The organism is Streptomyces sp. CNB091 (assembly GCF_000377965.1).
In genome coordinates this window covers 102,296-126,980 of sequence record NZ_KB899010.1, presented here as the reverse complement: position 1 = coordinate 126,980, position 24,685 = coordinate 102,296, and the positions used below count along the sequence as shown (strand labels likewise).

General features: G+C 71.0%; 21 protein-coding genes. 9 read left to right on the top strand and 12 right to left on the bottom strand.

Annotated features, from left to right (window positions below; all coding sequences use genetic code 11):
• Positions 1-28: 28 nt before the first annotated feature.
• From D581_RS0131050 to D581_RS0131040, 3 genes are all read right to left on the bottom strand, one after another.
• On the bottom strand, positions 29-649 hold the full coding sequence (locus D581_RS0131050) for an L-threonylcarbamoyladenylate synthase (RefSeq protein WP_018961017.1): 621 nt from the start codon (positions 647-649) through the stop codon (positions 29-31).
• A 124-nt stretch (positions 650-773) separates the two neighbouring features.
• Entirely contained in the window at positions 774-1,790 is a 1,017-nt protein-coding gene (locus tag D581_RS0131045; protein WP_018961016.1) for a hemolysin family protein, read from the bottom strand.
• Complete coding sequence (locus D581_RS0131040) at positions 1,787-3,124, bottom strand: hemolysin family protein (RefSeq protein ID WP_026291066.1); 1,338 nt, start codon at positions 3,122-3,124, stop codon at positions 1,787-1,789. Before D581_RS0131040 ends, D581_RS0131045 begins: the two co-directional genes overlap by 4 nt.
• Positions 3,125-3,549: 425 nt before the next feature.
• Here D581_RS0131040 and D581_RS0131035 point away from each other — a divergent pair, with 425 nt between their 5' ends.
• Positions 3,550-4,524, top strand: coding sequence for a sporulation protein (locus D581_RS0131035; RefSeq protein WP_018961014.1), 975 nt, complete (start codon positions 3,550-3,552; stop codon positions 4,522-4,524).
• A gap of 106 nt (positions 4,525-4,630) precedes the next feature.
• Here the strand turns inward: D581_RS0131035 and D581_RS0131030 are convergent, their stop codons facing one another.
• Both D581_RS0131030 and D581_RS0131025 read right to left on the bottom strand, forming a co-directional pair.
• A complete protein-coding gene (locus tag D581_RS0131030; RefSeq protein ID WP_018961013.1) occupies positions 4,631-5,017 on the bottom strand; it encodes a DUF4180 domain-containing protein in 387 nt (128 codons plus the stop codon).
• Positions 5,010-5,504: a helix-turn-helix domain-containing protein gene (locus D581_RS0131025; RefSeq protein ID WP_018961012.1), complete on the bottom strand. Its 495-nt coding sequence runs from the start codon at positions 5,502-5,504 to the stop codon at positions 5,010-5,012. Before D581_RS0131025 ends, D581_RS0131030 begins: the two co-directional genes overlap by 8 nt.
• A 193-nt stretch (positions 5,505-5,697) precedes the next feature.
• Here D581_RS0131025 and D581_RS0131020 point away from each other — a divergent pair, with 193 nt between their 5' ends.
• Together D581_RS0131020 and D581_RS1000000141755 are read left to right on the top strand one after the other, a co-directional pair.
• On the top strand, positions 5,698-6,132 hold the full coding sequence (locus D581_RS0131020) for a hypothetical protein (RefSeq protein WP_018961011.1): 435 nt from the start codon (positions 5,698-5,700) through the stop codon (positions 6,130-6,132).
• Between the two features lie 152 nt (positions 6,133-6,284).
• The gene (locus tag D581_RS1000000141755) at positions 6,285-6,455 is read left to right on the top strand and encodes a DUF6381 family protein (RefSeq protein WP_018961010.1); all 171 of its coding nucleotides are present in this window, start codon (positions 6,285-6,287) and stop codon (positions 6,453-6,455) included.
• 50 nt (positions 6,456-6,505) lie between these two features.
• Here D581_RS1000000141755 and D581_RS0131010 read toward each other — a convergent pair whose 3' ends face one another.
• On the bottom strand, positions 6,506-8,014 hold the full coding sequence (locus tag D581_RS0131010) for a hypothetical protein (RefSeq protein ID WP_018961009.1): 1,509 nt from the start codon (positions 8,012-8,014) through the stop codon (positions 6,506-6,508).
• A 475-nt stretch (positions 8,015-8,489) separates the two neighbouring features.
• On the opposite strand from D581_RS0131010, the gene D581_RS0131005 reads away from it, so the two are divergent.
• Positions 8,490-8,990, top strand: coding sequence for a GNAT family N-acetyltransferase (locus D581_RS0131005; RefSeq protein ID WP_018961008.1), 501 nt, complete (start codon positions 8,490-8,492; stop codon positions 8,988-8,990).
• Between the two features lie 391 nt (positions 8,991-9,381).
• On the opposite strand, the gene D581_RS0130995 is transcribed toward D581_RS0131005, so the two are convergent.
• Both D581_RS0130995 and D581_RS0130990 read right to left on the bottom strand, forming a co-directional pair.
• Positions 9,382-9,894 (bottom strand): DinB family protein, encoded by a 513-nt coding sequence (locus D581_RS0130995; protein WP_026291065.1) that lies wholly within the window; start codon positions 9,892-9,894, stop codon positions 9,382-9,384.
• A 91-nt stretch (positions 9,895-9,985) separates the two neighbouring features.
• Positions 9,986-12,412, bottom strand: a complete 2,427-nt coding sequence (locus D581_RS0130990) for a polysaccharide lyase 8 family protein (RefSeq protein ID WP_018961006.1) — start codon at positions 12,410-12,412, stop codon at positions 9,986-9,988.
• 399 nt (positions 12,413-12,811) lie between these two features.
• On the opposite strand from D581_RS0130990, the gene D581_RS0130985 reads away from it, so the two are divergent.
• The 5 genes from D581_RS0130985 (at position 12,812) to D581_RS0130965 (ending at position 18,547) form a co-directional block, all read left to right on the top strand.
• The gene (locus tag D581_RS0130985; protein ID WP_018961005.1) at positions 12,812-13,948 is read left to right on the top strand and encodes a substrate-binding domain-containing protein; all 1,137 of its coding nucleotides are present in this window, start codon (positions 12,812-12,814) and stop codon (positions 13,946-13,948) included.
• A gap of 221 nt (positions 13,949-14,169) precedes the next feature.
• On the top strand, positions 14,170-15,477 hold the full coding sequence (locus tag D581_RS0130980; RefSeq protein ID WP_018961004.1) for an ABC transporter substrate-binding protein: 1,308 nt from the start codon (positions 14,170-14,172) through the stop codon (positions 15,475-15,477).
• Positions 15,478-15,558: 81 nt separating this feature from the next.
• Positions 15,559-16,587 carry a carbohydrate ABC transporter permease gene (locus D581_RS0130975; protein WP_018961003.1) on the top strand — a complete coding sequence of 343 codons (1,029 nt, stop codon included), beginning with the start codon at positions 15,559-15,561 and terminating at the stop codon, positions 16,585-16,587.
• Positions 16,584-17,513 (top strand): carbohydrate ABC transporter permease, encoded by a 930-nt coding sequence (locus D581_RS0130970; RefSeq protein ID WP_018961002.1) that lies wholly within the window; start codon positions 16,584-16,586, stop codon positions 17,511-17,513. The genes D581_RS0130975 and D581_RS0130970 overlap by 4 nt, the downstream gene beginning before the upstream one ends.
• Positions 17,510-18,547 (top strand): hydroxyacid dehydrogenase, encoded by a 1,038-nt coding sequence (locus D581_RS0130965; RefSeq protein ID WP_018961001.1) that lies wholly within the window; start codon positions 17,510-17,512, stop codon positions 18,545-18,547. The genes D581_RS0130970 and D581_RS0130965 overlap by 4 nt, the downstream gene beginning before the upstream one ends.
• A gap of 113 nt (positions 18,548-18,660) precedes the next feature.
• Here the strand turns inward: D581_RS0130965 and D581_RS0130960 are convergent, their stop codons facing one another.
• From D581_RS0130960 to D581_RS0130945, 4 genes are all read right to left on the bottom strand, one after another.
• The gene (locus D581_RS0130960) at positions 18,661-19,530 is read right to left on the bottom strand and encodes a class II fructose-bisphosphate aldolase (protein ID WP_018961000.1); all 870 of its coding nucleotides are present in this window, start codon (positions 19,528-19,530) and stop codon (positions 18,661-18,663) included.
• A 51-nt stretch (positions 19,531-19,581) separates the two neighbouring features.
• Complete coding sequence (locus tag D581_RS0130955) at positions 19,582-20,469, bottom strand: SIS domain-containing protein (protein WP_018960999.1); 888 nt, start codon at positions 20,467-20,469, stop codon at positions 19,582-19,584.
• Between the two features lie 186 nt (positions 20,470-20,655).
• Complete coding sequence (locus D581_RS0130950; protein ID WP_018960998.1) at positions 20,656-23,499, bottom strand: DUF5682 family protein; 2,844 nt, start codon at positions 23,497-23,499, stop codon at positions 20,656-20,658.
• Positions 23,496-24,626, bottom strand: coding sequence for an ATP-binding protein (locus tag D581_RS0130945; protein ID WP_018960997.1), 1,131 nt, complete (start codon positions 24,624-24,626; stop codon positions 23,496-23,498). The genes D581_RS0130950 and D581_RS0130945 overlap by 4 nt, the downstream gene beginning before the upstream one ends.
• Between the last annotated feature and the right edge of the window lie 59 nt (positions 24,627-24,685).

Below are 24,685 nucleotides of genomic sequence, written 5' to 3'. Positions count from 1 at the left end.
CGACCGGCGCGACGGCCCGCCGTACGGGCTACTCGAAGCGGGACGTGTCCCCGGCTCCGCGGCGTACGATCTCGGGCTCGTCGCCGGAGAAGTCGATGACCGTGGTCAGCTCGGTGCCGCAGTCGCCCGAGTCGATGACGGCGTCCACCTCGTGCTCCAGCCGTTCCTTGATCTCCCAGCCCTGTGTCAGCGGCTCCTCCTCGTCCGGCAGCAGCAGGGTGCTGGAGAGCAGCGGCTCGCCGAGCTCGGCGACCAGGGCCTGGGTCACGACGTGGTCGGGGATGCGCACGCCGACCGTCTTCTTCTTCGGGTGCAGCAACTGGCGGGGAACCTCCTTCGTCGCCGGGAGGATGAAGGTGTAGCTGCCGGGCGTCGCCGCCTTGACCGCCCGGAACACGTCGTTGTCCACACGCACGAACTGCGACAGCTGCGCGAAGTCGTGGCACACCAGCGTGAAGTGGTGCTTGTCGTCGAGGTTCCGGATCGACCGGATCCGGCCGAGGGCGTCACGGTTGCCCAACTGGCAGCCCAGGGCATAGCACGAGTCGGTCGGGTACGCGACGAGCGCACCGGACCGGATGCTGTCGACCACCGTGCTGATGGTGCGGGGCTGGGGATTTGCGGGGTGCACGTCGAAGTACTTGGCCATTCGCCGAGCTTACGCGCTCGGGCCGGACCGGCGGAGCCCTGCGCCGGGAAGAGGGGAGGCGGCCCGTCGTACGGCGGGCCGCCCCTTCTTCCGCTTCGCGCGGCGGAGTTCACCGCCGGGCAGGTCAGACCGCGGCGGCCCCCACCAGCTCGTCCAGCACGTCCTCCATGGTCACGAACCCGATGACCGTGCCCTTGTCCCCGGCGACCGCCGCGAGATGCGTACCGGCGGCACGCATCGCGGTGAGGGTGTCGTCGAGCGGGGTGTCGATCTCGACCCGGATGACGGGGTGGAGGGCGCTCGTGGGCAGCGCCTCGGCGCGCTCCGCGACGCCGAGGGCGTCCTTGATGTGGAAGTAGCCCAGCAACCCGTCGTCGGGCCCGGTGACCGGCAGCCGGGAGAAGCCCGAGGCCACGGCGGCCCGCTCCAGACCCTGCGGGGTGATGCCCAGATCGACGGAGACGGTCCGGTTCAGCGGGACCATCACCTCGCCGACCGGCCGGGTCCCGAGCTCCAGCGCGTCCCGCAGCCGCTCACCGTCGGCCGGGGCCAGCAGCCCCGCGTCGCTGGAGTCCTTGACCAGCCGCACGAGCTCGTCGTCGGTGAACACCGAGGCGACCTCGTCCTTGGGGTCGACCTTGAGCAGCCGCAGCAGCATGTTGGCGAAGGCGTTGATGCCGAAGATGACCGGCCGCAGCGCCCGCGTCAGACCGACCAGGGGCGGCCCCAGCGCCAACGCGGTGGCGACGGGGGCGGCGAGCGCGATGTTCTTCGGGATCATCTCGCCGATGAGCATGTGCAGGTACGTCGCCAGCGTCAGCGCGATCACGAAGGCGATCGGGTGGACCAGCGCCTCCGGCACGCCGACCGCGTCGAACGGCGGCTCCAGCAGATGGGCGATGGCCGGTTCCGCGACGGCGCCCAGCACCAGCGAGGAGATGGTGATGCCGAGCTGAGCGGTGGCCATGGCGGCCGACAGGTGTTCGAGGCCCCACAGGGCGCTCTTCGCGCGTCGGCTGCCCCGCATGGCCTGCGGTTCGATCTGACTGCGGCGGACCGAGATGAGGGCGAACTCCGCGCCCACGAAGAACGCGTTGGTGAGGAGGGTGAGCGCGCCGATGGCGAGCTGGATGGCGGTCATCGGGCGTCCTCCTCCACGAGGGCCGGCGCCGGTGCGGGCGCGCTGATCCGGACCCGGTCGGCCCGGTGGTGCTCGATGTCGAGCACGTCGAACTGCCAGCCGTCGACCTCCACCCGGTCCGTACGGACCGGAATGCGGGCCAGCTGGTTGGCGAGGAGACCGGCGAGCGTCTCGTAGGGGCCTTCCGGCGCGCCGAAGCCGATCCGGTCGAGCTGGTCCAGCCTGATGCTTCCCTCGGCCTCCCATACCGGGCGCCCGTCGCCGAGCGGCTCGGCCGGTGCGAGGTCGGGGCGCTCGTGGGGGTCGTGCTCGTCGCGGACCTCGCCGACGACCTCTTCGACGATGTCCTCGACGGTGGCGACGCCCGCCGTACCGCCGTACTCGTCGATCACCACCGCCATCGTCCGGTGTTTGCGCAACTGCGCGAGCAACCGGTCGACGGGCAGCGAGTCGGGTACGAGGAGCGGTTCGGTCGCCAGGGCCGTGACGGGGGTCCGGCCCCGCTCGGACTCGTCCAGGGCGAGTACATCGCGGATGTGGACCGTGCCGATGACCTCGTCCAGGCTGTCCCGGTAGACCGGGAAGCGGGACAGGCCGGTGGCCAGCGTCAGGTTGGCGGCGTCGGCGGCGGTGGCGTGCGCCTCCAGCGCCCGGACGTCGACGCGCGGCGTCATCACGTTCTCGGCGGACAGCTCCGCCAGGTGCAGGGTGCGGACGAACAGCTCGGCCGAGTCCTGCTCGATGGCGCCCTCGCGGGCGGAGTGCTGAGCGAGCGCGATCAGTTCCTGCGGCGTACGGGCGGAGGCCAGCTCCTCGGCCGGCTCCAGGCCCAGGCGGCGCACGAAACGGTTCGCGGTGTTGTTGAGGTGCCGGATCAGCGGGGCGAAACAGGCCGTGAAGGCACGCTGCGGGGTCGAGACGACCTTGGCCACCGTGAGCGGGCTGGAGATCGCCCAGTTCTTCGGGACCAGCTCACCGATGACCATGAGGACCACCGTGGAGAGGGCCACACCGAGGAGGGTGGCGACCGTGGACACGGCGCCGGCCGGAAGTCCGGCGCCCTCCAGCGGGCCGCGCAGCAGCACCGCGAGGGACGGTTCGGCCAGCATGCCGATGACCAGGGAGGTCACGGTGATGCCGAGCTGGGCGCCGGAGAGCTGGAAGGTGAGCCGCTTGGCTGCCTTGAGCGCGCTCTCGGCACCACGCTCCCCGGCCTTCACCGCGCGTTCGAGCTCGCTGCGCTCGATGGTCGTGAGCGAGAACTCGGCCGCGACGAACACCGCGCAGGCCAGCGTCAGCGCGAGGGCGAGGAGAAGAAGGGCCACTTCGCTCACCGTGTCACCTCCGTCCCCTGGTGCGTGGGGTCAGGGATGACACGGTTCGTACTGGGAGGCTCACCCATTGCGGTGCGCAGCTCCTTCTCTGTTCGGGGCGTCGGGCTCGACGGTGGGATGCGGGTGTGAACCCGTCCCATAGATAGTAAAGGGAACGCAAAGCAATGGGGAGTGGCGGGTGTCACACGGAGTGCCGCCCGGGGCGGCCACGGCATCCGGGATCTTGATGGCCGGAACTGTGCGTAGTGGGCATGTGCTGGGGAACCCCCTCGCTTTTCGGGAGGTTCTGCCGGGTGAGGCGGCTCACGCACCCTCGATCGACTCATCCGCAGAGATCGCTCTTCCGTAAAGATCACCCATCCGTAGAGATCACCCGCACATCATCCCTAGAGATCGCTCAGACACAGAAGGAGCGGACGCCGCACATGGTGTTCAAGAAGTTGCTCGGAGCCCTCGGGGTCGGCGGACCCTCGGTCGACACCGTTCTGGAGCCCGGCCCCGCGCTGCCCGGAGGCCTCCTCACCGGAGAGGTCCGCCTGCGGGGCGGCGGATCGGACGTGACGGTCGACCGGATGTCGCTGCTCCTCGTCGCCCGGGTCGAAAGGGAGAGCCAGGACGAGGAGCACGAGGGCACGGTCGTCCTCGAACGGTTCGCCGTCGGTGGTGGGTTCCGGCTGGCGGAGGAGGCCGAACACACGGTGCCGTTCACCGTCACCCTGCCGTGGGAGACACCGATCACCGAGCTCCACGGCCAGCACCTCGGCCCCGTCCTCGGCATCCGGACGGAGCTGGAGATCGCGGGAGCGCGGGACAAGGGCGACCTCGATGCGCTCGCGGTGGGACCGCTGCCCGTGCAGGAAGCGATCCTGGAGGCCTTCGGGCAGCTCGGTTACGCGTTCAGGGCGGCAGACCTGGAGCTCGGACACATCCGGGGCACCGGTCAGCGGCTGCCCTGCTACCAGGAGATCGAGATCCTCCCGCCGGCCGGTCACGCGCACGCGCACGCCGTCAACGAGATCGAGGTCACCTTCATCGCCGCGCCGGGCGGTCTGGAGGTCGTGATCGAGGCGGACAAGCGCGCCGGACTGTTCTCCGACGGACACGACACGGTCCACCGCTTCACCGTCTCGCACCACGCGGTCCCGCACACCGACTGGAACGCCCAGGCCGACGCCTGGCTGAAGGAGGTCATCGCCGGTCACGAGATCCGCGCGACGCCGCCCTCGGGCGCCGAACACCGCGGTGACCAGCACGGGCCGGGTCCCGGCGTGGGTGCGGTGGTGGCCGGGGTCGCGGCGGGCGTGGCCGTCGGTGTCGTCGGCGGAATGGTCGCGGCCGAGGTCGTCGACGAGATCGGCGACGCCTTCGAGGGAGAGGTAGAGGAGGGCGACGAGGGCTGACCCTTCCGTCCGCGTGGTCCGGCGCGGCGGGCGGTACGTCTTCCGCCCGCCGCGTTTGCCCTCTCGGTGACTCCCGTCGATCAGCTCCGTCCCGGAGACGGCTGCCTCAGCCGGACGGAGGTCTGGCCCCGCTCGGGGCCAGCCGCTCGGCGAGAGTGTCCAGATCCGGCACGAACCAGATGTCCCGGCCCCGATTGGCCTCGCGGACGAGGTCGGGGAGGGCCGAACTGGCCGACAGATGGTGGCCGATGTCCCCGAGGACGACGAGGCGGAGCCGGTAGTTCGCGAACTTCTGCAGGATGGCTCCGGCGAGGCCGGTGCTCAGGTCGAAGAAGCGGTCGTCCAGCCGCGCGGAGGGCACCGCGACCACCTCCGCACACGCGAACGCGGCCCCGATCAGATGGTCGAGGGCGTCCTGAACGGCGGAGATGGTGACTCCGGCGGCGTCGCACACCAGTACCGGAACGCCGTGGTACTCGACGACGTCAGGCACGGTCCGCCCCCGGTGTGAACGTGGAGGCCGAGGCGAACAGGCCGCTGTCCGGGCCCAGCAGGCCATCGATCATGTGCAGCAGATCGGCGGTGGCGGCGGCGCCGCCGAGAATGACGATCTTCATCCGGCTCCGCTCCTCGTCGTAGACCGTCTGGATGCGCAGAGGGTCCGACGCGTCCCGCCGGGACTGCGCGCCCGCCGTGACGAACGTGCCCAGCCGGTGCGCGGCGTCCGGACCGAGCGCGTCGATCTGCACGATGCTGGACGCCTCGACGTGCCTCGGCGCGCATGCCGGTTCCGGGTCCGTGTCCTCGGTCGGCCGACCGGTCAGGGCGGCCAGGTCCTCCTTGTAGATCCGGTACTGCTTGCCGATCCGGACAGCCTTGAGCCGGCCGTCGCGTACGTAGTTCCGCACGGTCCGCACATGCAGTCCCAGCAGCTCGGCCACCTCGCCGACCGAGTAGAGCTCCCGCTCGTCATTCCCCATGGCTCCGTATCCTACGTTAAATGTCTCTTGATGGAATCTGTTCCGCAAGGATAGCGTTGTTTAGGGAATATTACGGGCTGTGGTCACCTGCCTCGGGCGTACTGGGCGGGTGCGACGGAGCCCCGAGTAGGACAGTGGGAAACCCCGGTAGCGAGGCGGGAGACGTACGGCCGCCCGCGGACAAGGAAAACCCATGCACCCCGAACACCGGCCGCCCGATGCGCGGCACCAGCGACCCGAAGGCGTGACCGACACGACCGTCGAGGCCCTCGGGGCGCTCTCGAAGGCGCTGGAGACCGTCGAGCGTGCCCGCGGCGCCCTCTACGACTTCCATCAGCTCACCGGGAGCGCCGACCTCACGCTCGACGACGCCGTGCGACTGCTCCGCGCCGCGGGGCACGGACAACACGCCGAGCGGGTCGAACGGGAGATCCTCGGCCGCAACGTGATCCCCGGACACTGGACCTACCAGATCGTCGAGGAGTACAACGCCACCTACTACGACGTTTTCCGGGCGATCGAACGAGAAATCAGACATGCGCTCGCCGAAGGCCGCGACCACCTCCACGAGGCCGAGATGAAGGCGACCAGGCGGACCGAGGGGCATCCGGACCACACCGCCGAGTGACGGGCGGTCGCCGTCCTCCGGGAACCCGCCCTTCTGCCGTCACCGAACGTAGCCGCACGAGATGCGGACCGGACGGACTCCGGTGACGCTGGGGCTCCGGTCGCGGACGCAACGTCGGTTGCCGACGGAGGACCGAAGACGGAGGACACCCCATGAACCTGTACGACACCCCCCTGGAGCGAACCCGCCGCAACCGTGAACGCGCCGAGGAACTCGGCCGTGCCGCGGACCGGGCCACCGACCCCGAGCACCGGCAGCGGCTGCGGGAGAAGGCGCTGCGGCTGCTGCGCGAGGAGCCGACGGCCGAGCCCCGCCCTTCCTGAAGGCCTGTCGAAGTGGTCGCGTTCGAGCGCGACCACCTCCTGATCCCTGACTAATCCCTTACTTTGAGGAAGCGCATCCGGGTCGCGCCATTGCTGTCGGTGCCGCCGGCCTGGGCGTCGGAGATCTTGCCGCCGGTGAGGACGAACATCAGGTGCAGGCGGACCGTCCGGCGACCGGAGGCGACCGTGTGCTCGGTCATGATGTGTGTGGTTCCGCCCTGCTGCTCCTGCCTCGCCGCGTTGATCGCCGCGATCTGGGTGAAGCTCGTCAGAAGGGTGTCCGTGGTCTCGTCCCTGAGCCAGCCGATGATGTAGCCGCTGCCGCCGGTGGCGGAACCGAGCGCGTACCGTACGTCGCTGTCGATGTGGTAGACGCCGGCTTCCGGGAGCACGATGTCGGACTCGGGGATCGGCACGTCGGTACCGACCCGCGCCAGGAGGTCGGCGTGCTGCCGCTCGGTGTTGAGGAAGCCGCTCACCGGGGTAAGGCGGGCGCCGATCTCCCACCTCTCGGGGCAGCCGGGCGCCCCGGTGATATCGATGTCCACGGACCGTTCGATGCCGCTGTTGCCGCCGGGAGCGAGACCCGTCAGGTCGATCCGCGGCACGAGTAGTCCACCGGTCGTGTTCCGTGCGGCATTGCACGGGGAGGGGTCCAGAGAAGGCGTGTCGGGTGCGTACAGGCACCCGTCGCTGCCCCGGGTGACGGCGTTGTCCCGGTCGGTGGAGATGCACGGAGGGCGGGCGGTGGCGCAGCCGTCCTGGCAGGAGGCGACCGGGACGACCGGCGGCACCGGGGCGTAGGGGGTCGAGCCGTCGAGGGTGTCGGTCGTGCAGGTGACCGCGCCGTCGCAGTTGCGGCAGGTCGTACGGAGGAACGGTCTGCCGCAGCCCGGGGCGGACGCCTGGACGGTGAGGACGAAGCTGTCGACCGTCCACTGTTTGGGGCCGACTCGACAGGCGTCGTCGTTACCTGTCTCCAGGTTGAGCTCGACGACGATCTTTCCCGCGAGGACGTCCGCGAGGGGCACGGTGGTCGGTGGGATAACGCCGTTGTCGTCTCCACCCGCCGGCAGATCGGGTGGGCCCAGGAGATCGGTGCGGACCGGGGTCGTGCCGTTCCACAGAGCGAAGCGGCCGTAGAGCCGGCAGGCCGGGTTCCTGCCGTCGTTGTGGACGTGGATCGAGGCGCTGATCGTGACGCCGGTGGGGTCGCCCCGCAGTGACGCGGGGTCGATGTGCACGACGCCGGCGAGCCAGGTGTGCTGGCCGTTGTGCGTCCCGTCGTCGGCCGGGAATACTCCCGTGCCACTGTTCAGGATGGTCTGGGCGACGACAGGGTCCAGTGCGGCATGGGTGTTGGCGATGGTGTAGTACGGCGTCGGGTCGGTGGTGCTCGCGGTCGCTGCGACCCGGTACGGCGCGGAATCGCGCAGTGGGGTCGTCTCGCAGTGCTCGCACGGCTTGGAGCCGGGACAAGCCAGGGGAGGGCAGGCCGGTTGGGAGGGCCGACAGTCGCCGATGGTGATCGGTGACTGCCCGCAGCCGCATGCGCTCATGGGTCAACTCCATGGGAAGGAAGAGGTGTTGGTGCTTTCGCCGAGCTCCGTACGGCCGAGGAGCGGAAGAAGGGGAGCGGAAGAAGGGGAGTTGGAAGAAGAAGACCGTCCGGTGACCCGTTTCGCCGCGGGTGTGTCCGACGTGACGCGTCGACCGTCAGCCGGCTGCGTGTTCCCGCAGCCGGTCATGTCCTTGGGGTGGGAAAGGGAAGTGGCCCTGTCGGCCCACTTCTGCGATGCCGCTACGGGGCAAACCGCTCCGGGCGCTTGGACAGTGACCTACCTGATGCTCGGTCACTTGCCTTCTTCGTTGCCATCTCCAAGGTACTGTCCCGTGATCTGTCAGGCATTACCCCGTTAGAGTGGATGATTCCCCGTCGAGACGGCAGGGCGCTCGTACTTCTGCCGGCGTCTCGCCGGTGTGCGGGAGATGTCGATTGCCCGGGCGGTCGTCCCCCGGGTAGCGTCACGCGCCGTGACCCCGACTCTGCGCACCGAGAGGCTCCTGCTGGAGCCGTACGCCCCTGAGGACGAAGAGGGCTTCGTCGCCCTGTTCCAGGACACCGAGGTGTCCCGGTGGATGGGTGACGGTCCTTCCACCGAGGCGGCGGACCGGGCCCTGTTCGGGCGGGTCTTCACCAAGGTCTACGCCCAGGATCTGTTCTCCGTCTGGGCTGTGCGCCGCGACGGGATCCTCATCGGGCACGCCGAGATCAAGCGGACCGATGCCGTCGACGGCCACGAGATCATCTATGCCCTGGCCCCCACCGCGTGGGGATCCGGCCTGGGGACCGAGCTGGCACAGGCCGTCGTCGCCCACGGTTTCGGCACCCTCGGACTGTCCGAGGTCCACGCCACGGTCGCCGCCGCGAACGAGGCCTCGCTGACCCTGCTGCACAGAATCTGCTTCGAGCACATGAGGGACATCGAGGAGGACGACGGCAGCACCACCCGCGTGCTGACCCGTCACCGCTGAGGCGAAGAACGCGTCCTTCGCCCGGCCGGAGCGCAGAGCAGCCCGATGCCCGCCCCGTCCAGCTCGACCTCGGTATCCCCGTCGCCACGCCCGCGAAACGGCGGCCGCCCGGCGGGGGTTCAGCCCGAGGGCGCCACGATCGCACCCTCCACGCCATGGCGCTTGAGGGCGTCGGCGACGAAACCGGCCGCCTTCGTCTCCTCCACGAACGACGCCAGCAGCTCCTGCGCCGCAGCCCTCGCCCGGCCGGCGCCCCCATGGCCTGCCGGATCACCATGAACCGCCCCGGCAGTACCCGTACGCCTCCGGCCCGCACCGCGTCGACCGACAGCGCGGCCCTCTCGAAGGCCACCAGCTCGACGGGCGCCCCGAGCCGCCGCCCTCCGGGGCCTCAGGCCCCCACCGTGCCGTCCACCCCTTCCCGCAGCAGGTCCGCGTGACCGTTGTGGCGGCCGTACTCCAGCAGGACGTGCACCATGACCATGCGCAGCGAGACCTCCTTCTCCCAGCGCGGCTGACGCCCCACCAGATCCAGTGAGGCCGCCTCCCGTTCGATACGGCGCGAGGTCTCCACCTCGGCCTCCCAGGCGGCGAACGCCTCGGCCCGGGTCGAGGCGCTCGCGTCGTACGCCGCCTGGAAGTCGAAGGGCTTCACGGACCACACCATGGGGGCCGCCTCGTCCTCGAACACCCGCCGGAACCAGGCGCGTTCCACTTCGGCCAGATGCCGCACCAGAGCCAGCAGGGACAAGGCGGACGGCGGCATCGACCGCTCGCGCAACTCGTCGTCGCCCAGCCCCGCGCACTTCATGGCGAGGGTCTCCCGCTGGTAGTCGAGAAAGGCCCGCAGCGTCTCGCGCTCCGTCCCCAGCAGGGGCGGCGCGATCCGGTCGTCGTCCGTCATGATGCTGTTCCCCACTCCGTGTTCCGGCCGACAGTATGACCGGCCGACGCCTGCGAACGGCCGCCTTCCGGAGGCCCTGCGCCGACGCGGTTCAGGACAGCCGTACCTTGACCGTCTGCGTCGCGCCGCGCGTCCCGGAGAGGTCGCCGATGACGAGGCGCAGCGACGCCCCCGTGGTCGCCGATGTCACCGTCGCCGGCTTCGACACGACCGAGGCGACGGCCCGGTTCCACGTGAGCGTCAGGCTCGTCCGCATCCGCATGGGGTCACTCACGCATAGCGTCGCCGTTCCGTCGGCGTGCTCGGTGACCATCACCGAGCACGGGGCGTCGGCCACCAGCGGTCCGACGCTCCCGCCGAACCAGAAGTTGACGGCGGTCAGCCCGAGCGAGGGGACCGTCACCCCCTGCTGGTCGTCCGTGTTGGCGAGCACCCGCAGCCAGCCGCTGTCCGCCGCCCGTGCCGCCGTGCGCTGTTCGGACGCGCCGGGCAGGAGCTGGTACGCGTACGTGGCGTCCGACGGGTCCTGGCCGTGGTCGAACCAGAGGGTGAGGTATTTCCGGGAGACCGGATCCGTGGAGCCCGCCGTGTTGATGTCGCGCCAGCGGCCCGTCCGGTTCTCCCGCAGTGCCTTCACGGTGGCCCCGCCCGGGAAAACGTAGCCGCCATGACCGGCGACATGCGCCCAGGACGCTCCGGTCAGGGTCGCCGACCAGGGGAACGTGAGGGGTTTCACCGAGCCGTCGACGGTGAACGGGGCGTTGCCCGTCGGGCCGAGATTGCGGTTGTCGACGGTCGTCTCCACGGCCGCGCCGTCGCGGCCGTGGATGCCCGCGCCCAGGCACACGACGGTGTCGTCGAGGAAGAACCACGACTTCTTCGCCTTCAGCGTGCTGGAGAGTCCCTTGAGGTACTGGCCCACGGCGGCTCGCTTCCCGTCGGTGACTCCGCCGACCCAGTGCACATCGGGGAGCGAGGTGCCCCAGTCGCCGCCCGCTCCGTCGGCGAGCACCTTGCGCGAGGCCGTGGTGCCGGGCAGCCGGTACGGGTCGACGGTGGGCCAGAAGGCGTCGCTGTACTGGCCGTTGGCGAAGGTGTCGCCCCACCAGTAGAGCATTCCCGACCCGGTGTGCCAGCCGCGCGGGTTCTCGCCGTTGCCGGTCTCGTAATAGGTGATCCGCCGGTCGGCCATGCTCAGCGACGCCGCCCAGCCCGGACGGCGGTGGGTGGCCCGCGCCATGTCGGGGAAGAGCCGGTGGCCCACCGGCTCCGGGACCGGAGTCAGCGAGGTGTCGTCCAGGACGTCCTTGATCCGGGCCAGCGCGGTGAGCCCGAGGGAGGGGTTGCTCAGCGGCGGACTGTAGTAGTCGCGCTGCGCCCAGCCCTTGACGAGCCCCCGCCACCGGTTGTCCTCCGCGTCCGACGCGCCCCGGCCCAGCAGCACGACGGAGGCGAGGACCGGGTGTCCGCGTCGGTGGTCGTCGACCTCGCCCCGGCTGATGGCACGCCCCGCGACGGCGTCCATGACGAGGCCGTTGAAGAGGAACGGGGCCCAGGCGTTCTCCACCGCGTCGAACACCACCTGCCGCTTCGGGTCGGTGACCTCCCAGGTGGTCCCCTTGAGCAGCGCGAACAGCAGGCCGAGGCCGCCGAGCATCACCGATCCGTAGCTGCCGGTGTACGGCACGGTGGTGTGCTGGATGAACGAGCCGTCGGCGTACAGACCGTCGCCCCTCGTCACCAGCGGGAAGACGGGGGAGAGGGCGTCCCGGGCCAGTGCGATCTTCGCCGCGTTCCCTCCGACGACCCCGCGCAGGGCCAGGACCCGGCACAGGTCGACCCGGTTCGCCCCGGTGCTGGTCCCGGTGTACGAGGCGACCGACGAGTCCGGTACGAAGTGGTCGACGGCGGCGCAGTAGCGCGTGAGCCGGTCCGGCGCGATGGAGTCGTACATCAGCACGCACACGTCCAACAGGGCCTGCGGCGCGCCGATCTGCCAGCTGTACCAGTTTCCGTACCGGGCCCGGCCGTCGTTGTAGGCCTGGGTGTTCAGATGTTCCAGGCCGGTGAGCACCGCGTCGCGCAGTCCGGTGTTCCCGGTCAGGCCGGTGCCCTGCTGGCGGTAGGCCTGGGCCAGAGTGTTCAGGCGGACGAAACTGTCGGCCATCCGTCCCGAGAGGACGTACGACTCGGCGTCCGTGTCCGGGTCCGGATCCGCGAACACGGCGTCGGGCCAGAGCGAGCCCTCCGCCGGCGCCATGGTCTCCAGCGGGCGAGAGGCCTTCGTGCCGAGATCGGCCAGTCGGCTCTTGAAGGGTTCGGCGGTCGGACTGAACCCCTCGCCGAGGATCAGCGCGCTCCAGGTGGTGCGGAGCGCCGCGTACGGATCGTCCTCGGTGGCGGTGGCGGTGGCGGTGGCGGTGGCGGTGGGCGTGGCGAGCGTCAGTGCTCCGCCGCCCGCGGCGGTGAGCGCCGCTGAGGTGGCCAGGAAGTTACGGCGGGACCAGGCAGAAGTCATGGGGGAACTCCGGGTCGGTGACGTGTCTCCGCCGGGAACCCGGCGCGCGGGGCGCTGAACTGTTCCCGGGATCCGACTGTTCTGAGCGGGCGGGCACTTTCTAGCAGCCTCCAGACGATTCGCTCAATGACTTTGGCCGAATTGATCGTGTCGATCGTTTATCGGGGTGTATACGTCCGGCCCGGCCGTGAACCGGCGTGCGCCCGTCGCGCCGGAGCGAAATCCCGCTCGGATCGTTTCGAGCGGATGTGATCGATATGGTTGAGGCATGCCGGACGGGTCCCGGGAGCACCGTGCGGGAACAGGAGTCCGAGCGGTTCCGCCGCCCGGGCGGCGGCCGACCGGCCGCCGGAACACCGTCAGGCCCGAGCCCAGCCGTTTCCGAGTCCAGGGGGATCCATGCGACTGCACGTCGACCAGCGCCACGAGCGGGTGCTCGAGCTCGTCCGCGAGCGCGGCAGCCTGCGCGTCGCCGAACTCGCCAAGGAACTCGGCATGTCCGCCGTCACCCTGCGCCGGGACGTCGAGGCGCTGGCCGCGCAGGGCCTGGTGGAGCGGCTGCACGGCGCGGTGGTGTGGCCCACCGGGCAGTCCCGGCCCGCCCCCGCCGCCGCGCCCCCCGCCGAAGGTCTCGTGGTGGGCATGGTGGTGCCGACCACCGATTACTACTACGCGGACGTCGTGCGCGGCGCCAGGCAGACCGTCGAGGCGGCCGGCGCCCGCCTGACGATCGGGCTCTCCCGCTACCTCCCCGACGAGGACGCGGCCCAGGCCCGCCGACTGCTGTCCACCGGTGCCGACGGACTCCTGCTGACGCCCAGCTGGGAGCGCGGCTGCCCGGAGCAGGGGGAGGGGCTGTGGGCGGTGGAGCAGGAGGTTCCGGTCGTCCTGGTGGAACGCTCGGCGCCCCTCGGTCATCCTGCGGCGGGCCTGGACCGGGTGCGTTCGGATCATGCGCACGGCGCGGCCGAAGCGGTGGCGCATCTGGCCGAGCTCGGGCACCGGGCGATCGCGCTCGCCGTGCAGGACAGCCCGACCGCTCCCCGCCTCCGGGTGGGATACCGGGCCGCCGTGGAGGCGCTGGGGCTGACCCCGGTGTCGGTCGCGCCGCTGGACGACGCTCCGTCGAGGTCGGAGGCGAAGCGTTTCGAGAGGACCCTGGAGTATTTGTGCGAGGCCGTGGCGAGCGGCAACGTGACCGCCGCGATCGTGCACAGCGACGCGGACGCGATCGTCCTCATCCCACGGCTCCAGGCCCGGGGTGTGCGGGTGCCCGAAGACCTCGCGGTGATCGCGTACGACGACGAGGTCGCCGGCCTTGCCGACCTGCCGCTCACCGCCGTGGCCCCGGACAAGCACGCCGTGGGGGCCGCCGCCGCCCGGCTCCTGCTGGACCGCCTGGGTGTGACCGAGCCCGGCGGGTCGGACCCGAGGGCGGGGGAGGCGGGTCGGAGTTCCGCCGCCCGCAGGCACCTGGACATCCTGCCCAGCCTGCGGATCCGGGTCTCCTGCGGGGCGGTCGCCGCCGCCTCCTGATGGAAGAGGTGCCGCGCGAGGAGCCGTGCCCGGGCCAACAGGCCCCGAGGGTACGGCTCTTCGCGTGCCCGGGGGCGATGGTGCGGAGCCGGCACTCCGACTTGTAGATGATCGATTCGATTGAATTGGTCATTTGCTCTTGACTGCGATCGCTTCCGCGCAAAATGATGTGTGCCGTTCACCTCTTCTCCCGCAGTTCGAGGTCCCGTAGGAGTCGGCCCATGCCCTGTAACGCCCGCACGTCCCGCCTCGCCCTCGCGGCGTCCGCCGCCTCACTCGCCCTGCTCGTCACCGCCTGCGGCGGCGGGTCGGGGGCGGACGCCTCGGGCCCCGGCGACGGCAAGCCCGTCACCCTCACCTTCTGGTCCTCCGCCCTGGGCGCCAAGGAGACGGCCGACGCGTTCAACAAGACGCAGACCGGCATCAAGGTCAAGTTCTCCCTGGTGCCCGCGGGGCCCGAGGGTGTCACCAAGCTGTCCAACGCGGTCAAGGGCGGCAACGCCCCCGACGTGGCCACCATGGACTACTCCGCCCTGCCCGAGTACGCCAGCGAGGGCAACCTGGTGAACCTCACGCCCACCTCCGGAGAGCTGGTGAGGAAGGAGTTCCCCGAGGCGGTCCAGTCCCTGGTCAACCTGGGCGGCTCCACCTGGGCGGTCCCGTTCGACGTCACGCCCATCCAGCTCTTCTACCGCAAGGACCTGTTCAAGAAGCACGGCGTCGAGGTGCCGACGACCTGGGCCGAATACCGTACGGCCGCCGAGAAGATCCAGCGGGCCGACCCCGACGTCTCCATCACCAACTTCGGCGGCGGCGACCCCGCCCTGCTCTCCGGCCTCGCCTGGCAGGCCGGCGCCCAGTGGTACGGCACCAACGGCGACGCCTGGAAGGTGAACATCGACGACCCGGCCTCCCGCAAGGTCGCCGCCTACTGGGACGACCTCCTTGACGACGGCCTCGCGTCGAAGACCCCGCTCTGGGGCGAGGGCGAGGCCAAGGAGCGCTCCACCGGCAAGGTCGCCACCGTGATCGGAGCCGCCTGGAGCGCCGGGACCTTCCCCGTCAGCTACCCCGACAGCAAAGGCAAGTGGGGTATAGCCCCCCTGCCCACCTGGGACGGCAAGCCGAGCACCGGCATGTACGGCGGAACCTCCTACATCGTGCCCAAGGGCAGCGAACACACTGAGGCAGCCGCCGAGTTCATCAAGTGGGTCACCACCGACCCCGCGGCCATGACCGCCCGCCTCAGCTCCCTCAAGGCCCCCAGCAGCGCCCTGCCCGCCAACGAGGGCATGCGCGCCGCGGCGGCGAAGGAGTTCGACACCTCCTACTTCGCCGGCCAGGACGTCTACGCCGTAGCCGGCGAGGCCGCCGACACCATCGTGCCCGGCTGGACCTGGGGCCCGGTGCAGCAGCAGGTCGTCTCGGCGCAGATGGCCGCGGGCAGCGACCACACGAAGATGCTCAGCTCCGGTCAGGCGAAGGGTGAGAGGGCGGTCACCGACCGCGGCCTGAAGCTCGACAAGTAGCCGCACGGCTGCCCGGGACAGACCGTGCCGGGCAGCCCGCCCCCTCTCCCCGCCCACCCCATTCAGCCGAAGGAGCATCAGGTGGCAGCCCCACTCGCCCGGCCGGCCAAGACCCCGGCGCCCCAGACGGAGCCGCCGCCCACGGGGCCCGCGGCTCCCGCCGGTCCGGCCGCTCCCGCCGGTCCGGCCGCTCCCGCCGGGCCGCGAAAGCCGGGCGGCCCCGGCACCCGACGCGGACAGCGCCGGGCGGTCGCCCTGTTCACGGTCCCGTTCTTCGCCCTGTTCACCGCCGTCACGGTCCTGCCGATGCTCTACGCGGCCTGGATGAGCCTCTACCGCGAGGAGTCCTCCGGCCTGGGATTCGGCGGCACCGAGCGGGTCTTCGCCGGATGGGGCAACTTCACCGAAGCCCTGGGCAACGAGGCGTTCCTCCGCTCGTTCGGGAACATCGCGCTCTACTGCGCGCTCTACATCCCCGCCATGGTCGGCGGAGCGCTCATCCTGGCCCTGCTCGTCGACTCGACCATGGCGCGGGCCCGGCGCTTCTTCCAGATCGCGTACTTCCTGCCGCACGCGGTACCCGGCCTGATCGCCTCGCTGATCTGGCTCTACCTCTACACACCGGGGCTCAGCCCGATCACCGACGCCCTCGACGCGCTCGGCGCCCAGTGGGACTTCTTCGGCCAGGACGAGGCGATCTTCTCGGTCGTCAACATCTCCGCCTGGCAGTGGATCGGCTACAACATGATCATCTTTTACGCGGGTCTCCAGGCTGTTCCCCGCGAGGTCCTGGAAGCGGCGACCGTCGACGGAGCCGGAGCCCTGCGCACCGCCCTCCAGGTCAAGATCCCCATGATCCGGCCCACTGTCGTCCTGACCCTGCTGTTCACGTGCGTCGGCGCCATCCAGCTCTTCGACGCCCCCAAACTCGTACAGCTGCGTGCCAACACCATGGGCGAGGACTGGTCGCCGACCATGTTCATCTACACCGCGGCCTTCAAGGGCCACGACTACGGCCTGGCCGCCGCGAGCTCCCTCCTGCTCGCCCTCGTCGCCGGCCTGCTGTCCTTCGTCGTCACCAAGCTCGGCAACCGGTGGAAGGCCTCATGAGCACCCAGACAGCCACCCCCGACGCACCGCACGCGCCGACGCCGCCCCGCCGCGCCGGAGGCCGTTCCGCCCCGCCGCCCGACCGCCGGGGCCGGGGGATCACCTCCCGCGTCATGGTCAACGGCGTCCTCGCCGTCGTCGCCGTCTACACCCTGATGCCGCTGACCTGGCTCCTCATCGCCTCCACCAAGAGCTACCGGGACCTGTTCGCCACCAACCCGTTCAGCCTTGGCGACTTCCAGTTCCTGGCCAATCTGAACGCTCTCCTCGACTACAACGACGGGGTCTTCGTCCGCTGGCTGCTCAACAGCCTCCTGTACACCGTCGTCGCCTCCGGACTCTCCACCCTCATCTCGGTGGCCTGCGGCTACGCCTTCGACAAGTACGCCTTCCGCGGCCGGGAGAGGTGGTTCGGGGTCGTCCTCGTCGGCGTCCTCATCCCTTCGACCGTCGTCCAGCTCCCGCTCTACCTCATGGCCTCCGAACTGGGCCTCGTCAACACTTACTGGGCCGTTCTGATCCCCAGTCTGGTGAACCCGTTCGGCGTCTACCTGGCCCGCGTCTTCTCCGAGGGTTACGTACCGGGCGAGGTCCTGGAAGCGGCCCGGATGGACGGGGCGGGAGAGGTCCGGACCTTCACCAAGGTCGCCCTGCCGATGCTGGCACCCGGCTTCGTGACCATCTTCCTGTTCTCCTTCACCGCGAGCTGGAACAACTTCTACGGCGCGCTCATGATGCTCAACGACGACCGGCTCTACCCGGTCAACCTGGGCCTGTACATGTGGAACCAGAACGTCTACCAGCAGCCGGAGCTCTACCCGCTGGTCATCATCGGCTCGCTTGTCGCCGTCGTCCCCCTGATCGTCGCCTTCCTCTGCCTCCAGCGCTTCTGGCGCTCGGGCCTCACCGCAGGAGCCGTCAAGTGAGTCACAACGCCACGCCCCAGCGGACCCGCCCCCGCACCGTCCTGGCGATGAGCGGCGAGACCCGCGCGGCGATCCTGGCCCCGGAGGTCCTGGACCGGCTCGCCCGCGTCGCCGACCTCGTCCCCGGTCTCCTCGTCACCGACTTCGGCGCCGACGACCCCGCCCAGCGCGCCGGGCTCCACGAGGCCGAGGTCCTGTTCACCGGCTGGGGCTGCCCGCCGCTCGGCCCGGCGGCGCTGAGCGTCATGCCCCGGCTGCGCGCGGTCGTCCACGCCGCCGGCTCCGTCAAGCACCACATCACCCAGGACGTCTGGGACCGGGGCATCGCCGTCAGCACCGCCGCCAGGGCCAACGCCTTCCCGGTCGCCGAGTACACGGTCGCGGCGATCCTCTTCGCCAACAAGCGGATCCTGGAGAGCGCCCGCGTCTACCGCGAGGCCCGCTCCCGGGTGAACCTCCTGAGGCGGTTCCCCGCCGTCGGCAACTACCGCCGCACCGTGGGCATCGTCGGCGCCTCCCGCATCGGACGCCGCGTCGTCGAACTGCTGCGCCCCTACGATCTGCGCGTCCTGGTCCAGGATCCGTACCTGGACGAGGACGGGGCCCGGAACCTGGGCGTGGAGCGCGCCACCCTCGACGTCCTGGCGGCGCAGAGCGACGTCGTCAGCATCCACGCCCCCGAACTCCCTGCGACCCGACATCTGTTCGACGCCGGGCGCCTCGCCCTCATGCGGGACGGGGCGACCCTCGTCAACACCGCACGCGGCTCCCTGGTGGACACCGACGCGCTCGCGCGGGAACTGGTCACCGGGCGGCTGAACGCCGTGCTCGACCACACGGAACCGGAAGTCCTGCCCGCCGACTCACCCCTCTACGACCTGCCGAACGTCCTTCTCACCCCGCACATCGCCGGGTCCCAGGGCGGCGAACTCCACCGACTCGCGGACGCCGCCGTCGACGAGCTCGAACGTTACGCGCACGGCCTGCCGTTCGCCCACGCGGTGGACCCGGGCACCCTGCACCAGCAGGCCTGACCCGTACACGTACCCGTATCCGTTCCTGCCCGCCGGGAGCACCCGCCGGGAGCACCCGCCGGGGGACGCGCCCCGTCGGGCGTGCCCCGTCGGGCGTGCCCCCCGGCGCAGCGTCACGCGGCGTACGCCCGCCCCGAAGGCAGCACCGCGATCATCCGGGCCACGGTGCGGGCCATCGCGTCCCGGCCGTCCGCCAGATAGCGGCGCGGGTCCACGCCCCGGTCGTCCCGGGCCAGTCGCTCCCTTATCGCCCCGGTCATCGCGATGTTGAGCGCGGTACCGATGTTGACCTTGCGGATCCCGCCCGCCACGGCGCGGGCCAGTTCCTCGTCGGAGGCGCCGGACGAACCGTGCAGCACCAGGGGGACCGGCACGGCCTCTCGCAGGCTGTCCAGCAGACCGTGGTCGATGACGGCGTCCCGCGAGGTCATGGCGTGCGAGGTGCCGACCGCCACGGCCAGCGCGTCGACGCCGGTGGCCGCGACGAACGACCGTGCCTCGTCGGGATCCGTACGGGCCCCGGGCGCATGGGCGTCGAGCGCCGGCTCCCCGTTTTTCCCGCCGACCTGCCCCAGCTCGGCCTCCAGCCACAGGCCCCGCTCGTGCGCCCATACGACGGCGGCGCGGGTGGCCGCCAGGTTCTCCGTGTACGGGAGCCGGGCGGCGTCGAACATCGCCGAACTGAAACCGCAGTCTGCCGCCCGGTGCAGCAGCTCGGTCGACTGCACATGATCGAGGTGCAGGGAGACAGGGACGGCGGCCTGGTCGGCCACCTCCGCCGCGGCGCGCGCCAGCGGCCGCGGCCGGCCCCGGTGGTAGGCGACCGCGTTCTCGCTGATCTGGAGGATCACCGGCGATCCAGCCGCCTCCGCGCCCTCGGCGATGGCTTCCGCGTGTTCCAGGGTGATGACGTTGAACGCGGCGACCGCACGGTGCTGTGCGGTTGCCTCGGCGATCAGATCGCCGGTGGCGGCGATGGGCATGGCGACTCCGGGGTGAGGGACCGTCAGGCGGGGAGGGGACGGCCGGGGCCGTCAGACCGTGCTGCTGAGGATGACCGAGCGGGTGAGGTGGCGCGGCCGGTCCGGGTCGAGACCGCGGGCGTTCGCGATGGCCAGCGCCAGGCGCTGCACCCGGACCAGCTCCGCCAGCGGGTCGAGGCCGCCCGCCACCCACCGTGCGCCCGTCGCGTGCACCTCGTCCATCAGCCCGGACGGGGCCTCGCCGAGCATCCACGTCGCGGTGGAGCGGGTGGAGATGCTGATCGGGCCGTGGCGGTACTCCATCGCCGGGTACGCCTCGGTCCAGGCCAGCGCTGCCTCGCGCATCTTCAGCGCGGCCTCGTTGGCGAGCCCCACGCTCCACCCCTGCCCGAGGAAGGTGAACTGGCTGCACTCCACAAGACCGCTGGGCAGCGGCTCGGCGAGCGCGACCTGGGCGTCCTCGACGACCGCGTCCGTGTGCAGGCCCAGATGGGCGCGGAGCAGGGTCAGCGCCGAGGTGGCGAAGCGGGTCTGGACAACGGACTTCTCGTCGGCGAACTCGAGCACGATCGTGTCGTCGGCCATCGCCGCCATCGGGGTGTCGGGGTCGCCGATGACCACCGTGCGGCGGGTCGTGTCACCGATCTCCCCCAGGAGTGCGAGCACCTCGGTCGTGGTGCCGGAGCGGCTCAGCGCCACGACCCGGTCGTACGGCCGGCCGGCCGGGAACTCCGAAGCGGCGAAGGCGTCGGTCTCGCCCTGCCCGCTGCCCTCCCGGAGGGCAGCGTAGGCCTGGGCCATGAAGTACGACGTACCACAGCCGACCACGGCGATGCGCTCACCGGCCGCCGGAAGCCGGTGGGCGAGCCCGTCCGCCATGCCGGCGGCCACCTGCCAGCAGGCCGGCTGACTGGCCAGCTCCTGAGCCACGTGCGTCATCTGTGCTCCCCATTCCGGCGGTCGATGCTCGAAGCTGCATATTAGGCAAGCATTTCAAGCAATATCAAGCAGGCGGGGGGTGGGCCGCCGTGCGATGCCCGGCCGATGGAGCGGTCGGGGGTTCCGAGAGACGGAAGGGGCGCGGCGCCGGGGCGAGGCCAGCCTCCCCGGCGTCGCGCGCAGCCCTCACGCGCCCGCGAGCAGCGACTCCCACGCGGTCGCGGTGTCCGGGTGGCGGGCTGTCAGCACCGCGCCGCCCGGTTTTGCCGGACCCGCGCCGGGCGCGGCCCACGTGCCGTCGCAGCCGAGCAGCTCCGCGACCGCGTCGAGCGTCCCCGGGTGGGTGAAGAGCAGCGCGGCGCCACGGTTCCCGCCGCCGGCCGCCTTCGCACGGCCGGCGTCGGGCGCACCGGCTTCCGGCGCCTCGCGCCACGGCGGCACCCATGCGTCCAGCGCGGGGAGGCGGGCCGGGAAGATCCGCCCCGCCTCCCGGATCAACAGGGGAGCCAGGTCCGCCGCTCCGGCGCGCAGCGTGGTGATCAAGGTCGGCAGCCACGGCAGCAGCACCGGGTCCGGCAGCCGCCCGAACGCGTTTGACACGGCCTCCACCACCACGTCCGCGAGCCCCGGCACCGGCACCAGCGCGTGCACGAAGCCGCTGAGATAACGCGGATACGCGGGCACCACCATCGGGTTCGCCAGCAGCTCGCCGCAGCGCTCCCGCAGCTCGGCCCGGGACAGGGCGCCGAGCTGCACCTGCGCCGCCCACAGGAGCGCTGTCCGCTCCGGGTCCGTGGGACGGGACTGGGCGACGGCCAGCTCCAGCTGCGCCCGGTCGCAGCCCAGGGACAGCGCCAGGTTCTCCATGCTGAACAGGAAGCCCAGCATCGCCGCCACCTGCCCCGCGGTGACGTTCTCGTCGGTGAACGCCGTCGGCAGCAAGGTGCAGTAGTGCGCGTAGCCGGTCTTGACGAACGACTCCACCCACGGCGGCAGGACCGGCTCGCCGGTCCGGTAGTAGGCCAGCAGCCCCCGCACCCGGCGCAGCACCTCCGGGGCCCCGTCCACGGTGCGTTCGGCGCTGAGGACCTCCAGGGCGCGGGTGCCCAGCTCGTCGGCGAGACGGCGACTGCGGAGATACAGCGTCGCGTCCTCGACGGCGGCGAGGACGATCGCTGTAGTCGCCCGCGGCCCATACGCGTCGCGGCGCAGCCGCTGCTCCAGGACCTGCTCGATGCTCACGCCCTCGTAGCCGAGCTCGATCAGCGCCCGCTGATGGGTGCCCAGCGCCAGGTCCCACGACTCCTGGATCGAACGCCCGCCGAGCTTTCGCTCACCCATGATCGGCCGGGCCGCGCCGTGCGGCATCAGACGGCGGAGCATCCACAGCACGTCGGAGCACGCCTCGAGTTCCGGACGGGAACCCATGTCCAGCAGGGCGCGCCGCACACCACGCTGCTGGAGCTTCAGCTCCAGCGGTGCGAGCCGGTCGTGCACATCGCGGGCCAGCGGCGGCAGCGCGTCGTAGCCGACCCGCCCGATCCGGTCGCCGCCCATCATGATCTCGACGAGCCGGCGCACGTCCCGCCGGCCCGGCACCGAGTCCTTCTCGATGCAGGTGATCGCCGCGTCCTGGAAGTCGTACGGAGTGGGCTTGGCCCGGTCCCGCATCCCGGCGAGCAGGATCGACGTCTCGAACACCGCGATGGCGTCGGCGGTGGACGCCAGATAGCCGCCGCGCCGCGCCGCGCGCACGATGTCCACCGACCAGCCGAGCAGCTCGGCCTCGTCCAGCGTGTCGAGGACCGGCGGCCGGCGCAGAAACCCGGAGAGCCGGTCCGCGCCTGCTTCCGGCACGGGAGCGGGGGCGGTCGGGGCGGCCTTCTTCGGTGTACGAGGCTTCTTCGCCCCGTCCTGACCGGCCAGCCGGTACGGCTGCACCCGGGTGCGCTTGAGGTTCTTCGCCCACTGGGTCGCGGCGATCGACACCGACCCGGAGGCCAGCCCGAACTGTGCCTCGATCGCCGCGTGGCTGGACGGGATCAGCCCGTGCTGCCAGGCGGTGGCGGAGCGCGGGGAGATCGGATACGACCCGCCGCCCGCCACCCCGAACTCCTCGACCCGGCTGGCCGCGTGGAAGGCGCCGCACACATACAGGCAGTCCTCCGGGTCCGCCCCGCTCGACCCCAGGTGCTCGCGTATCCGGGTCCACATGTACCGCTCGCGGTCCTCGTCCACCCGGAGCCGTTCCCCGTCGCCGGGGGCGAGCCGCCGGAACAGACTGCCGACGAGGAACATGACCTGGCGGTAGGCGGCGTGGTCGCTGTCGCCGAGCGGGATCTCGACGTACTGGTGCCACCACTCCGACCAGTGCCGCACCTTGCCGTGGCGCAGCAGATGCTCCTCCAGCTCCGCGAAGCGGGGCCGCAGGTCACCGATCTCCACGCCGACCGCCTCACCGTGCAGCGCCGCTTCGGGCTCCGGAGACCCGTCCACAGGACCGGGCGCCCCCTCGGGGGCGCGCTCGCCGTGCCGGCCGTCCCACTGGAAGACGTGGTCGGAGGACCGGTCGACGAGGACCAGCTCGACGCCCGGGGTGTCGAGGGCGTACGCGATGGCCTGGTACTCGGCAGAGGCCTCGGTGATCGGTGCGACGACCGACAGCGGGGCCCACTCGGCGGGGAACCCGTCGATATCGCTCGCGAACGCCTGGACCGCCACCGGCAGGCGGCAGTTGCGCAGCTCGTCGAGGAGCGGCGCCATGTCCTCGCACAGCTCCAGATAGACGACCTTGGGCTGCTTCTCGCGCAGTCGGCGGGCCATGGCGAGGGCGGAGGCGGGCGAGTGGTGGCAGACCGGGAAGATCTCCAACGGCTCGCGCACCGCCCGGTCGACGTCGTCGACCATGCCGAGGAGGATGCCCTCCAGTGCGTCGGGCCCGTCGGCGAAGGCGGTGGCGGCCTCGTGCAACTGCCCGCGCAGCGCCGCGAAGGACGTGCCCCCGGGGCTGTTCGTCGGGGACCCGCTCATGACAGCGTGGCGATCGTGTCCCGGCCGCCGTCCAGGAACTCCGGCCACGAGCCGCCCTCCTTTTTGCTGCGCGGTTCGACGACGCCGTGCAGATACTTGTTGAAGATGGCCAGGTCCTCCGGGTCCCGCCGGGCGAGCGAGCCGACCAGAGAGGAGGCGAGGGTCCGGGCGGTCAGCGTGCTCTCGCCGAAGAAGTTGCTGTGCAGGACGGCGTCCTCCAGCACGCCGATCTGCTCCGCCGTCGACAGCGCGGACTCCAGCTTCTCGTCGTCGCTGCCCGCGGCGGCGGCCGAGGCCCGCAGATCGGCGAAGCTCTGGAGAAGGATGTCGAGCAGCGTCGGCGGCACGTCCAGGTCGATCGCGTGGCGGCGCAGCAGCTCCTCCGTGCGGAACCGGACGATCTCCGCCTCGCTCTTCCTGTTCGTCACGACCGGGATGCGGACGAAGTTGAAGCGGCGCTTCAACGCGGACGACAGATCGTTGACGCCCCGGTCGCGGCTGTTGGCGGTCGCGATGACCGAGAAGCCCGGCTTGGCGAAGACGATGTTGTCGCCCGCGTCTCCTCCGTCGCTCTGCAGCTCGGGGACGGAGATGTACTTCTCCGAGAGAATCGAGATCAGGGCGTCCTGCACGTCGCTGGTGGAACGGGTCAGTTCCTCGAAGCGGCCGATGGCGCCCGTCTCCATCGCGGTCATGATCGGCGACGGGATCATCGACTCACGCGACTGCCCCTTGGCGATGACCATGGACACGTTCCACGCGTACTTGATGTGGTCCTCGGTCGTGCCGGCCGTGCCCTGTACCACCAACGTGGAGTTGCGGGAGATCGCGGCGGACAGCAGCTCCGCCAGCCAGCTCTTGCCGGTGCCGGGGTCGCCTATCAGCAGCAGACCGCGGTCCGAGGCGAGAGTGACGATCGAGCGCTCGACGAAGCTCCGGTCGCCGAACCACTTCGGTGAGATCTCGCGGTCCAGGCCGTCGGCGCGCTCGGAACCGAGGACGAACAGCCGGACCATCTTCGGGGACAGCCGCCAGGAGAACGGCTTGGGGCTGTCGTCGATCGACTCCAGCCAGTCGAGCTCCTCCGCGTACTTGGTCTCGGCGGGGGCGCGCAACACGTCGGACATCAGAAGGCCTTTCTGAACAGGCGGGAAAGCGGGAAGGAGAAAGGGGGTGAGGAGAAGAG